The following is a 12,293-nucleotide window of genomic DNA, read 5'->3' as shown; positions in this document are numbered from 1 at the left end:
GTTTGAAGATGTAACAAGCGTGCGGGAGTTGATCAGGCTATGCATCAGCTGAAGTCGGTGGTAAAGCAGATAGACGGCAGGGCTTAAGATGACTATTAAAGTAGGTGATTCTGTTGTTGTTAAGCCCAATTGTCCAAGACCCTGATTTTGGTGTCAATATCGGTGGCTGGCAGGGTAGAGTGTCTGAGGTTTTGGAAGAAGAGATTATCTGTGTTAGTTGGGACAGCCTGTCGCTTAAAAAGATGCCAGATTCAATGATTGCTGACTGTGAAGAAGAAGGGCTGGAATGGCGAAAGATGAACCTTCTAGCGACAGATGTAGAGTTAGCCACTCCCAGGGACTCTGAGAAAGAAGTCGCTCAGGCCACTAGCCAAATTGAGATGCAACACGCCTGGGATCATTTGGGTGAAGAAAGCAGAGAGATTCAGAAGATACTGTCTGGCGCTGACCCCAATAATGAATGGGCTGTACTCGGAGCGTGGATGGCTCATCTGGAAAAGGTTTTGAAATTTCCTTTTGCGGCAGAAGTGACCGAATGGCAAGAGCGAGGCGGGATCCGTAGTGGCGATCGGGTCACGGTGCAGGGAATCACGGACGTTGATGATCTATATGGTGTGCTTGCTAACATCAGACATGAGCGTATGAGATATGATTTCCCCCTCTGCGATTTGGCAGCAATGGACAAACAGTCTTCCAATTACAAACCTGTTCAGCTCTATGCGGTATGGTTTGCAAATCGCTAAGGCCATCTTCAGGCCAGGTTTCAATGGGTGACGACCGCCATTTCTATTGCTAGTACCTGTGATGCCTATGCCCAGTCAGCCGCCTGACCGTTCACCCCGGGAGGAATTAGAAAATCACTGCTTTTCCCAGGCGATCGACCTACAGTTTTGCCAATGGCCCGAATTTCGGCTGGAGCTGGTCAACGGTCAATTTCTGGTCGGCGGGACTTTGGACGGCAGCCGCTGGCTGCTAAAGGAGGCGCTGATTGGCTGGGGGTTGGAAAGCGCCATTGCCTTTGCCCCGCTCGATCGCTGGTGGGAAGCCCTGCGGCTAGGCTATAGCGTATCCTGCCAAACTGAGGCAGACTGGCTCCTTTGGGCCGAGTCTCTGCCGCTATCAGCCATCTATCGCGACGAAACCCACCCGCCCCTCGGCTCAAAGTACGTTGGAGAGCACCGCTGGATTCGCGACTACCTGATTCAGGCGCTCTCTTCTGCGCTCAGCCGTAGCTACCTGGGCAGCCGTTTTGGGCCAAACTACGGTATGCAGCTCGGACAGGACCTGCTGATCCCGGATATTTTCCTGCTGACGGCTGAGCAGCTATCCCAGAACATTTCCCATGACTATTACACCGAGGTCGCGGCTCACCTGATTATCGAGATCGGCCTGCCCGAGCAGAGCACAGTCGATCAGCAGATCAGGCGGAACCTATACGAAAGAGCTCAAGTCGCGCACTATTGGATAGTCGATCCGGCTTTAAAGCAGTTTCAGTTTTGGCAATGGACACCGGACGGATATCAGTCTGGCCGCCTTGACCCCGACGGCTGCTATCGGGGTGTTGCGAATTTGAGCTTCAGCCCAAGCATCTTTTGGCTGGCCTATGAAGAAAGCCGATCGCCCTATTTACAAAAGTTGTCTGCCTTTACCTGCGTTAACCAGCCCCGCCAGTGGCAGCTGCGAAAGGAACCTGGCGCAGAGCTAAGTTACGGCAGCCTGCCCTTTGCGCCCGTAGTGGGACTAGCACCTCAGCCGATTAGTCCCGAGCAGTTTATTGCCTGGTGCCCTGAGACAAAGCTGGAAGGGGGGCCTTTCCCACTGGTTGGTGGCGTGACTGGGACTCGAAACGCGATCGCGCTATTACTGATGAGCCTGGGCCTGGTAGAAACCGTCAAACTCATGCCGGGCTATGAATGGGTGCGGGTCCTGCGACGGCTAGCCCGCGAACAGCAGCAGGATGCGCAGCAGCGCGAACGGTGGTGGCAGCAGGCTAGCGCGATCGCTCGGCGGCTAAAGGATGAACACGGTGTCGGCGGTATCGGCGTCATTGGATCACTGCTCAATGACCAGCCCCTCAATACCTGGTCCAAAATTCAGTTAATCCTGTGGGATGTGCCGGAGGGCTTTCGGAAATGGCAGGTCTGGCAAACTCTGCCGGATTCGCCACCGGTCGAGCTGACAGAAGCCGTATGGGCTCTACCCGGAGACCGGCCAGAAATTTCCCAACGGATGCAAATTTTAGAAGGCACCCAAAAGCCCCATGGCCCCCGCCCCCAAGAGCGCATGAAATTTCACTGGGTAGAGCCCGATGCCGCGACCTGAAGGCTGGACTAAAAGGAAGGTGCTGAGTCTATAGGCATGTGGCATGATCGACAGTAGAAACATCGGTTAGGGACTATGGCAACCTATCAGGATATCCGCCGCCAGATTGAAAATCTTGCTTCAGACGAGAAACTTCAGCTCTTGGAAGAATTAGCGGCGCGTCACCGGATGCAGCTTAATCCGAAGCGTAGCATCATGGAGCTAAAGAGATTAGGGAAAGAATTGTGGCAAGGGCTCGATACTCAAGCGTACATCAACCGGGAACGTGCTTCATGGAAAAGTTAACTCAACGAATACAAGATTAGGGCGTTTGACACTCAAAAAAGTTTCTGCACCATAAGTTCATATATATTCAAACGCAAAGTCATGACTGAAAGCATAGTTGACAATACCAATGGTAAAGAGGAAATTTTAGAGGTTTTACAGACTTTTGAAAAAAACAGTAATATATCCAAAAATAAGAGTTTTAAGAAGAGAAAGTACGAATGTGCGACTAAACTCTCTCCTTACCAAAAAAACGATTTAGAAACTGTCAAAACGGATATTGAGTATTCTAGCGACGATTGGAAAATCCTAATCGCAATTTCCGCCACACTTGGTGTAATTGTGCAAGTATGGATATCTTCATGGAATGCTGAAAACTTAAAATTTATTCTCAATTCTGGGATTACGCTTTTCCTGTCTGGGGTAATTATTTTTGCATGGTTTGAAGTTGGTAAATTAGCTAAATGGCTACATATTGTGAAGATAGCTATAACTCAAAAAAACGGAGATGCTAGTCAAAACGTAAAAGCCCAGTCTACTGGACTGCCGCGAGATGTTAGCGCTAAATCCGAGGTACTTGTTACTTTTCTAGAACCTGACAAAATTGATTCTGTCAAACTCCGTCAGCTGATAGATCGGTTAGAAACCATCGAAGGAATTCAAAAAGGTTTTGAGGAGGTCAATTCAAGGCAATCTCGTCCGGTTGAAGATTTTGCTTTAGAAATGCAGCAGAAGTATGGCATTTCAGGTTGAAATTACTCCGATTGCGGAAGCTCAAATTGAACAAGCCTATCTTTGGTACAGAGAGCGGAATCCTGATTTCGCCGATCGCTGGTTTAGAGGCTTAATGAATACTATTGCCACTCTGAAAGAGAAGCCTCATCGCTGTGCTTTAACAACTGAACATGATATTTTTCCAGAAGAAGTACGGCAACTCTTATACGGAAAAGCTAAAAGTGCATATCGAGTGCTCTTTACGATTCGAGTTACCACGGTTTACATTTTATATCTCCGCCATGGTGCTCAAGCACCTCTAACGCCGGAGGACGTTGATGAAATGGAAGGTGGTATTTAGGTTTTTAAGACTGAAAAGTAGATCCAAAATGGGCTTTGGTATCTCAGACGAAATCTTACAGGCGTCTCAGCTGACTCCGGGTGAGTTTCGCCAAGAGATTGCTTTGTATCTATTTCAAACAGGCCGCTTAACGGTAGGCTATGCGAGTAAATTAGCGGAGATGTCTAGCAGTGATTTTCGCCAGCTTCTCAAGCAGCGAGACATTCCCCTCTACTCTTATGATGTTGAAGACTTTGAACTGGATTTGCGAAACCTGAAGGCGTTGGGTCGGCTGTAACCGCCATCATTTCTATTATTGCCGAAAGCCGATAGGACTATTCCAACTCCCAGATGCGAACCTTGAGACCGTCTTTGGGTCGAGGCGTGGGAATCGTTTTCAGCTCTAAATCCTGGTTGGGCAACAGTTCCCAGTCGTATTGTCGCAGCAGCTGGGCGGCAAAGAGCTTCATCTCTAAGCGAGCGAATTCTTTGCCCAGGCATTCTCGGACGCCGCCGCCGCAGGGTAAATAGCTGAAGGGTTCCGGGCTGCGATCGCGAAATCGTTCCGGCTCAAACCGCTCTGGATTGGGAAAAATCTCGCTGTCCAGATGTGTAAGATTGATTGAATACAGCACGGTCCAGCCTTCAGGTAGCGTATACTCGCCTAGCTCGCAGGTCTTTGCCACTTTTCGAAAGCCGCCGCCCACCGGCGCTATCAGGCGCAGTACTTCTTTGAGTACGCTATCCAGGTAGGTCATCTGCTTGAGCGATTCCAAAGAGAGTTCGGCTGTCTGAAACTGGGCCTGTTCGCATCTTGCTTTTGCCTTGACTTCTGGGTGCTGAGCAAGCAGCAGGCAAAAGGAAGCTAGGGCTGAGGTCAGCGTTTCGTGCCCAGCAAACAGCAGCAGTAAAAGCTGATCTTTGAGTTCTTCAATCCCAAGCCGCTGGCCGGATTCATCCTCAGCCTCTAGCAAAATGCCCAGAGCATCTTGCCCCAGATTTGGCTGCTCTTGGCGCTGTCGTGAGCAGCTGTTCTATACCGTAGAGCAGCTGCTCACGACAGCGATAGGCGCGATTAAACCGATTGCCAGGTAGACGTAGCGGCAGCAGTGAAAACAATCCGCCACACCATTCTTCAAACCAATGGCCCAAATCGGTTTCTGCGGCATGGTCTAGCCCTATCAAGAGCTTTCCAGCAATATCAAAAGTATATTTCCGCAGCTCTGGATACCAAGATAGCGTTCTGACCTGGCACCACCGCTCAAAGTACCGCTCTCCGATCGCATACATCGTTGGCATATAGCCTTCTAATGCCCTCGATTGAAAAGCCTGGGCCATCAGCTTGCGGCGCTGTTTTTGGACATCGCCAGCCTGGAGCGCCAGAGATCGCCGTCCCAGTAAAGCTTTGACGCTGAATGGCCAATCGACCCTAACGCTCTGATTTTCCTGACTGAGGATAAAGCGATTTGCCTCAGCGCCGCGCACGAAAACCATGGGCTGGCCAAATAGCCGAGTTTTGAAAACCGGGCCGTATTGGGCATGGCGCTTGGCCGCAAAACCGCCGTTGTCACGGATAAAATCTAAGCTGTCTCCAAGGCTAGACAGGCCGAGATTGCCGGGGGGTAGCGTTTTGATTTGGTTGGACATCAGATAGGCCGTTCTAGAGCTAAGTAGATGTCTGGATACCAAAGTAGGTCAGGACCAGTACCTCCTGGCCCGTATTGCTGACCTCGTGGACTTCGCCGGGTTCAGCGGCAACGCAGACGCCAGGGGTGAGCGGGTAGGGCTGCTGGTCAATGCGGATAGTGCCGCTGCCGGACTCGACCAAGAAGACTTCGTACATGTCGGTATGGGCGTGGGCCGTTGCAACCTGACCCGGCGCAAACCGAGCCTGGGAAAAATTGGTCAGGTAAGGCAGGTCACCCGAGCGCAGCATCACCCGCTTGCGGATTTCGGGATTGTGGGAGACGGCTTCTTCGGGGAGCTGGGTTAGTTGGGTGAGCTTCATGAGCCTTATTTCAGCACGTCACACTGAGCGGTCTGACGCAGCAGGTGGTCGCAGAGCACCAGCGCCATCATCGCCTCTACCATGGGGACAGCTCGGGGGACGACGCAGGGATCGTGACGGCCTTTGCCCTCCAGCTGAGTGGCCTGACCGCGCTGATCGACGGTGTTTTGCACCTTGCGGATGGTGGCCGTAGGCTTAAAGGCAACCCGAATAATAATATTTTCGCCGTTGGAAATGCCGCCCTGAGTACCGCCGGAGCGGTTGGTCCGGGTGCGCAGATTGCCGCTGGCGTCGGTGTAGAACTCGTCGTTGTGCTGACTGCCGGTGAGCAGCGTCCCGGCAAAGCCAGAGCCAATTTCAAAGCCTTTGCTGGCGGGTAGGGAGAGCGCTCCCTTTGCCAGGTCGGCTTCGAGCTTGTCAAACACCGGGGAGCCCAGCCCTTTCGGCACCTGACGGGCGACGCATTCAACGATGCCGCCGATCGAGTCACCTTCCTTGCGGATTTGCTCGATCCGCTCGATCATCTGCTCGGCCAGGTCAGCGTTGGGGCAGCGGACGATGTTGCTTTCGACTGCGGCCAGCGTCACCTGATTGGGGTCGAGGCTGGCTTCGATATCCTGGATGCGCTTGACATAGCCGACGATCTCAACCCCGGCCACCTGGTGCAGAATTTTTTTCGCGATCGCGCCCGCCGCCACCCGGCCAATCGTTTCCCGAGCCGAAGACCGCCCGCCACCCTGGTAGTTGCGAATGCCGTACTTGGCATCGTAGGTGGCATCGGCGTGGGAGGGGCGATATTTCAGCGCCATCTCATCGTAGTCCTGGGAGCGGGCGTCCTTATTGCGAACTAAGATAGTGATGGGTGTGCCCAGGGTTTTGCCGTTGAAGACGCCTGAAACGATTTCGCAGGTGTCGGTTTCCTTGCGCGGAGTGGTAATCTTGCTCTGGCCGGGGCGGCGACGATCCAGGTCTTGCTGGATCTCGGCCTCAGAAATTTCGAGCTGGGGCGGGCAGCCGTCGATCACCACGCCAACGCCGCCGCCGTGGGATTCGCCGAAGGTGGTAATCCGAAAAAGATGGCCGAAGGTATTGCCCATAAACTCGCTTGAAATTTGGCCTTCTGATCGTATCGCAAAACGCCGGCTGGCTTTGCGCCGGTCTCGGGTTTGCCAAATTGACTAAAGATTGTTCATCAGGAGATACCCTTGCCCCGCGTTCGCCGCGTCCGTCAGCACGTCAATCCGTTTAATGAAAAGTACCGTACGCCTGCGGTGCCACCGGACTGGTCGCAGGTCTACACCAATCCCCAGCAGCCGCTGCATTTAGATATCGGCTGCGGCAAGGGCTACTTTCTGCGCGAGATGGCGGAGCAGGTACCCGAGTGGAATTTTTTGGGGTTGGAAATTCGGCAGCCGCTGGTTGAGCAGGCGCTGGCATGGCGAGATCGCGCCCGGTTTTCCAACCTGCATTTCATCTTCTGCAACGCGAACAACTCCCTCAGGCCGCTGTTAGAAAGCTGGGAACCTCCCTGTCCACTACAGCAGGTGAGCATTCAGTTTCCCGATCCTTGGTTTAAACAGCGTCATCAAAAGCGGCGGGTGGTGCAGCCCCAGCTGGTCGAGGTGCTAGCGGAATTTTTGCCTGCGGATGGCTGGGTGCTCTTGCAGTCAGACATTGAGGAAGTGGCGGTGGAGATGCGCGATCGCTTTGCCAGCCATGCCGGCTTTGAACAGCGCGAAAAAGGCTGGCTGGCGGAAAATCCGCTGCCAGCCCAGACCGATCGAGAACGGGTCACCCTAGAAAAAGGCAACCCGATTTATAGAGCCCTGTTTACTCGCTGCGCCGGATAGGCATTTCTTCAATCTGAGCTACTTCCGCCGGATAGACATTGACCAGCTTTTGCAGCATGGGGGTCCGTTCGACTGAGCTATTAGCTAAGGTAAATAGCGGATTTGAGAAGATACCGGCGAGGGAAGTCGCGACTACAGCGACAATCAGCCCGACCTGGAGCGGTCTCATCCCCGGCAAATTCCAGCGAATGGGCGGATAGTTCTTCACCGCATTGGACGTTTCTGGCAGCTCTTTAACCACCATCATCTTGACGACGCGGATGTAGTAGTAGATTGAAATCACGCTGGTTACCAGGCCGACTAGGACCAGGCCATAGGCCCCAGCCTGCCAGCCCGCCCAGAAAATGTAGATTTTGCCGAAGAAGCCCGCCAGGGGTGGAATTCCGCCCAGGGAAAGCAGACAGATGCTCAGTCCCAGGGTCAGCAGCGGATCTTTTTGATAGAGGCCGCTGTATTCGCTGATCTGATCGGTGCCGGTGCGCAGCGAGAATAGGATGACGCAGGTGAACGCGCCCAGGTTCATGAACAGGTAGACCAGCAGGTAAAAGAGCATACTGGCATAGCCCGCGTCGGTATTGACAATCAGCCCGATCATGACAAATCCAGCCTGGCCAATGGAGGAGTAGGCCAGCATTCGCTTCATGCTGGTCTGGGCCAGGGCCACGACGTTGCCCAGCACCATGCTCAGGATAGCGAGGGCCGTAAAGACAAAATGCCACTGCTCCGAGACCAGCGGGAAGGCCGTTACCAGCAGCCGAATTGCCAGCGCAAACCCAGCGGCTTTAGACCCCACCGATAGAAAAGCCACCACTGGGGTGGGCGATCCCTCGTAGACATCGGGCGTCCACTGGTGAAAGGGAACCGCCGCAATCTTGAAGGCGATCCCGGCGATCACAAACACCAGGGCAATCACCAGGCCAATCGGGGCTTCGGTATTGTTTTGTGCCAGGTTGGTCGAGATCGCGCTGAGCTGGGTTTGGCCACCGGAAAGACCGTAGAGCAGCGAGGTGCCGTAGAGGAAAATGGCTGAGCTAGCCGCGCCAATCAGCAAATACTTCAGGGCCGCCTCGTTAGAGCGGGGATCGCGCTTCATGTAGCCCGTTAGCAGGTAGGACGAAATACTCAGCGTTTCCAGCGAAACAAACAGGGTGACCAGCTCATCTGCGCCGCTAAGCAGCATTCCGCCTAGGGTGGCCGTCAGCAAAATCACCAGAAACTCCGCCAGCGGCGTGCCCGACTGTTGCAGATAGCGTACCGACATCGGCACCGTCACCGCGGCTGATAGGGCAATGATGCCGCGAAAGACCACGCTCAGGTCGTCGCCGTTGAATTCGCCTAAGAAGGCAATTGGGTTGACTGCGCCCCACTGGTAAAACAGCGCGCCGATGGCGGCGAGCAGACCCGCGATCGCGGCATAGGGCGTCCAGCGGGCCGAGCTCCGCCCCACAATTAGGTCGCCCACTAAAATCACAATCAGGGTAAAAATGATAATACCCTCTGGCAAAATTCTGCCCGCATTCAGCTGAGCGGCGATATTGGCAACGTCCATGGACTAAGACTTAAAGTAGGGGTTTCTTTGGAATCTTACCGTGTATTTTTGCGAATCCCCACGGGATTGGGTAGAAAATCCAGTTCGAAAAAGTCTTTATTGCAATCTGAGCAATAGGCACAATTAAAGAAAGTTAATGCAGATATTTCGTCAGACAGCGCTAAAAAGGGGGCTAAGGCGCTATGGTGGCGAATACAGGTTGCCACGGGTACATCGGTTGAATGACCTATGAAAGACCTAGTTTCTAAAAAAAAGGTGGACGGACTCTGCCTTTTTGATCTATCTCTGAATAAATAGAGAAGCTCCGCCCATCCGCGATCGGCCCGCAATCGAATTGAACGTCCGTTGCAGCTTGCTTCGGGATTGGGAATGCTTTGATATAGTTTCGTCCTGCTGATTTCGAGCTCCCTGATAAATAATGAGGGCGTTGAGAAAGCTCAGGTCACCCTTCGTCGCTTAGCAGCAGACAGGCTGCCGCCCACCCATCACCTCGTTTAAGAACGTTCTGGCCGTATGTCCAAGCTCGTCATTGTTGAGTCCCCCACCAAGGCAAAGACCATCCGCAACTATCTGCCCCGTGACTATCGGGTAGAGGCGTCGATGGGTCACGTCCGCGACCTGCCCAAGTCGGCCAGTGAGATCCCGGCTAAGGTTAAGGAAGAAAAGTGGGCTCAGCTGGGCGTCAATACAGAAGCTGACTTCGAACCGCTCTACGTGGTCCCGAGGGATAAAAAGAAGGTGGTGAAGCTGCTAAAAGAAGCGCTAGCCAACGCCGATGAGCTAGTCCTGGCGACGGACGAAGACCGCGAGGGCGAAAGCATTAGCTGGCACCTGCTGCAAATTCTTAAGCCGAAGGTACCGACCAAGCGAATGGTTTTCCACGAAATTACCGAGGATGCCATTCGGGCGGCGCTGGACAACTGCCGGGATATCGACGAGCAGCTCGTCCACGCCCAGGAAACGCGGCGGATTCTCGACCGGCTGGTGGGCTATACCCTATCGCCGCTGCTGTGGAAGAAAATTGCCTGGCGGCTCTCTGCTGGTCGGGTGCAGTCGGTGGCCGTGCGGCTGCTGGTTGACCGAGAAAAGGCCCGCAGAGCCTTTCGGCGGGGCAGCTATTGGGATCTGAAGGCGACCTTACTCCAGCAGCAGAGCCCCTTTGAAGCCAAACTAGTGAGCCTAGCGGGCACCCGCATCGCTAACGGCAGCGACTTTGATGAAGCCACCGGCCAGATTACCGCAGGCCGTCAGGTGACGCTGCTGAATGAGGAACAGGCGCGATCGCTCCAGCAGCGATTACTGACCAGCGCCTGGACCGTAACCGATATCGACGAGCGGCCTTCCACCCGCAAGCCGGCTCCGCCCTTTACCACCTCTACCCTCCAGCAGGAGGCTAACCGCAAGCTGCGGCTGTCGGCCCGCGATACCATGCGGACCGCCCAAGGCCTCTACGAAAAGGGCTACATCACCTACATGCGAACCGACTCGGTCAGCCTCTCTAAGCAGGCGGTGGCTGCTGCTCGCAGCTGTGTCGAGACCAAGTATGGCACAGAATACCTCAGCCCCAAGCCGCGCCAGTATTCGACCAAGTCTAAGGGGGCTCAAGAGGCCCACGAGGCCATTCGACCCGCTGGCGGCATCTTTCGCACACCCCAGGAAACCAACCTCTCCGGTCGGGAACTCAGTCTCTACGAGCTGATCTGGAAGCGGACCGTCGCTAGCCAGATGGCCGACGCCCGCCAGACCCACATTACGGTTCAGATTGAAGTTGACGATGCGACTTTCAAGGCAACCGGCAAGCGGATTGATTTTCCAGGCTTCTTCCGGGCCTACGTGGAGGGCTCTGACAATCCCGACGCCGCGATTGAAGACCAGGAGGTGACGCTGCCGTCGCTGAAAGTCGGCGACAGCCCCACCTGCTCAGACCTAGAAGCGATTGGTCATGAAACCCAGCCGCCTGCTCGCTACACCGAAGCCACCCTGGTCAAAACGCTGGAAAAGGAAGGGATAGGCCGCCCCAGCACCTACGCTACGGTGATTGGCACGATTATCGAGCGCAACTACGCTCAGCTGGTAAACAATAGCCTGATGCCGACGTTTACGGCCTTTGCGGTGACCGAACTGCTTGAAAAGCACTTCCCCGACCTGGTAGACGTCAGCTTTACCGCCCGAATGGAGCAGACGCTCGACGAAATTTCGACGGGGGAAGCAGAATGGCTACCCTATCTCAAGACATTCTATTCCGGCAAAGACGGCCTAGAACAGCAGGTACAGCACCGGGAAGACCAGATTGATCCCAGCGTGGCTCGTACCGTAGCGCTAGCCGATCTCTCAGCTAAGGTGCGCATCGGTAAGTATGGTCCCTACGTTGAGGTCGTCAACGGTCAGGATGAGCCCGTGACCGCATCGATCCCCGACGGCGTCAGTCCCGCCGATCTGGATGACGAGCAGGTCGAGGTGCTGCTGAAGCAAAAGCTTGAAGGTCCCGATAAGGTTGGCTTCCATCCCGAGACCGGAGAGCCGATTTATCTACTAATCGGCAAATATGGCCCCTACGTTCAGCTGGGTGACGTGACGGAGGAGACGCCTAAGCCGAAGCGCACTTCTTTACCCAAGGGCGTCAAGCCGGAGGATGTGACGCTGGAGATGGCCGTAGGTCTGCTTTCTCTACCGAGAACGCTGGGCCTGCACCCAGACACTGACAAAAAAATTAAGGCTAGCCTGGGTCGCTTTGGCCCCTACATCGTCCATGACCAGGGCAAAGACGGTAAGGACTATCGCTCGCTCAAGGGAGACGACGATGTTCTGACCATTACCTTTGAGCGAGCAATGGAGCTGCTAGCTCAGCCCAAGGCGCAGCGCGGTCGGGGCAAAAAGGCCGCGACGCCCCTACGGGAACTGGGTAAGCATCCTGCTGATGAGGAGCCCATCAACATTTACGACGGTCCCTACGGCCCTTACATAAAGCACGGCAAAACCAACGTCTCTGTGCCTGAAGGCAAAAAAGTTGAGGAGGTAACGCTAGAAGAGGCCGTTCAGCTGATCGACGAGAAGGCGGGGTCAAAGCCCGCTCGGCGCAAGTCCACTAAGTCCACCACGACGAAGAAAACCACAGCGAAGAAGGCTACGGCGAAAAAGACTTCGACTAAGCGGGCGACGGCGGCTAAGAAAAGCAGCTCGACTGCCAAAAAGACGACTCGCAAGCGCTCTACCAAGGCCGACGATTCGCAGAAGGCATCCTAGTCG

11 protein-coding genes and 1 pseudogene are annotated in these 12,293 nt (G+C 54.4%); 8 read left to right on the top strand and 4 right to left on the bottom strand.

Features of this window, described 5'->3' with window-relative positions; translation table 11 throughout:
• The first annotated feature begins 116 nt into the window (after positions 1-116).
• The 6 genes from IQ241_RS03750 to IQ241_RS03725 all read left to right on the top strand — a co-directional run bounded on the left by IQ241_RS03750 (position 117) and on the right by IQ241_RS03725 (position 3,938).
• On the top strand, positions 117-743 hold the full coding sequence (locus IQ241_RS03750) for a calcium-binding protein (RefSeq protein WP_228021352.1): 627 nt from the start codon (positions 117-119) through the stop codon (positions 741-743).
• 61 nt (positions 744-804) lie between these two features.
• Positions 805-2,322 (top strand): Uma2 family endonuclease, encoded by a 1,518-nt coding sequence (locus IQ241_RS03745; RefSeq protein ID WP_193905069.1) that lies wholly within the window; start codon positions 805-807, stop codon positions 2,320-2,322.
• 75 nt (positions 2,323-2,397) lie between these two features.
• Positions 2,398-2,607, top strand: coding sequence for a hypothetical protein (locus IQ241_RS03740; protein WP_193905068.1), 210 nt, complete (start codon positions 2,398-2,400; stop codon positions 2,605-2,607).
• 522 nt (positions 2,608-3,129) lie between these two features.
• Positions 3,130-3,339, top strand: a complete 210-nt coding sequence (locus IQ241_RS26315; protein WP_390622413.1) for a hypothetical protein — start codon at positions 3,130-3,132, stop codon at positions 3,337-3,339.
• Positions 3,323-3,661 (top strand): type II toxin-antitoxin system RelE/ParE family toxin, encoded by a 339-nt coding sequence (locus IQ241_RS03730; protein ID WP_193905067.1) that lies wholly within the window; start codon positions 3,323-3,325, stop codon positions 3,659-3,661. Before IQ241_RS26315 ends, IQ241_RS03730 begins: the two co-directional genes overlap by 17 nt.
• Positions 3,662-3,689: 28 nt before the next feature.
• Positions 3,690-3,938 carry a UPF0175 family protein gene (locus IQ241_RS03725; protein WP_193905096.1) on the top strand — a complete coding sequence of 83 codons (249 nt, stop codon included), beginning with the start codon at positions 3,690-3,692 and terminating at the stop codon, positions 3,936-3,938.
• 37 nt (positions 3,939-3,975) lie between these two features.
• Here the strand turns inward: IQ241_RS03725 and IQ241_RS26310 are convergent.
• The 3 genes and pseudogenes from IQ241_RS26310 to aroC form a co-directional block, all read right to left on the bottom strand.
• Positions 3,976-5,287 (bottom strand): annotated as a pseudogene (locus IQ241_RS26310) (cytochrome P450).
• A 19-nt stretch (positions 5,288-5,306) separates the two neighbouring features.
• Positions 5,307-5,648, bottom strand: coding sequence for a cupin domain-containing protein (locus tag IQ241_RS03715; RefSeq protein ID WP_193905066.1), 342 nt, complete (start codon positions 5,646-5,648; stop codon positions 5,307-5,309).
• A 5-nt stretch (positions 5,649-5,653) separates the two neighbouring features.
• Entirely contained in the window at positions 5,654-6,745 is a 1,092-nt protein-coding gene (aroC, locus tag IQ241_RS03710; RefSeq protein WP_193905065.1) for a chorismate synthase, read from the bottom strand.
• A 108-nt stretch (positions 6,746-6,853) separates the two neighbouring features.
• On the opposite strand from aroC, the gene trmB reads away from it, so the two are divergent.
• Positions 6,854-7,498 carry a tRNA (guanosine(46)-N7)-methyltransferase TrmB gene (gene trmB, locus IQ241_RS03705; protein ID WP_193905064.1) on the top strand — a complete coding sequence of 215 codons (645 nt, stop codon included), beginning with the start codon at positions 6,854-6,856 and terminating at the stop codon, positions 7,496-7,498.
• Here trmB and IQ241_RS03700 read toward each other — a convergent pair.
• Positions 7,479-9,047, bottom strand: coding sequence for an NAD(P)H-quinone oxidoreductase subunit N (locus tag IQ241_RS03700; RefSeq protein ID WP_193905063.1), 1,569 nt, complete (start codon positions 9,045-9,047; stop codon positions 7,479-7,481). The two genes, trmB and IQ241_RS03700, sit on opposite strands and share 20 nt — an antisense overlap.
• A 513-nt stretch (positions 9,048-9,560) precedes the next feature.
• On the opposite strand from IQ241_RS03700, the gene topA reads away from it, so the two are divergent.
• Positions 9,561-12,290 carry a type I DNA topoisomerase gene (gene topA / locus IQ241_RS03695; RefSeq protein WP_193905062.1) on the top strand — a complete coding sequence of 910 codons (2,730 nt, stop codon included), beginning with the start codon at positions 9,561-9,563 and terminating at the stop codon, positions 12,288-12,290.
• Positions 12,291-12,293 lie beyond the last annotated feature (3 nt).

It is taken from the genome of Vasconcelosia minhoensis LEGE 07310, from assembly GCF_015207255.1.
GTDB lineage: Bacteria > Cyanobacteriota > Cyanobacteriia > Phormidesmidales > Phormidesmidaceae > Vasconcelosia > Vasconcelosia minhoensis.
This window is presented reverse-complemented; position numbering and strand designations above follow the sequence as displayed.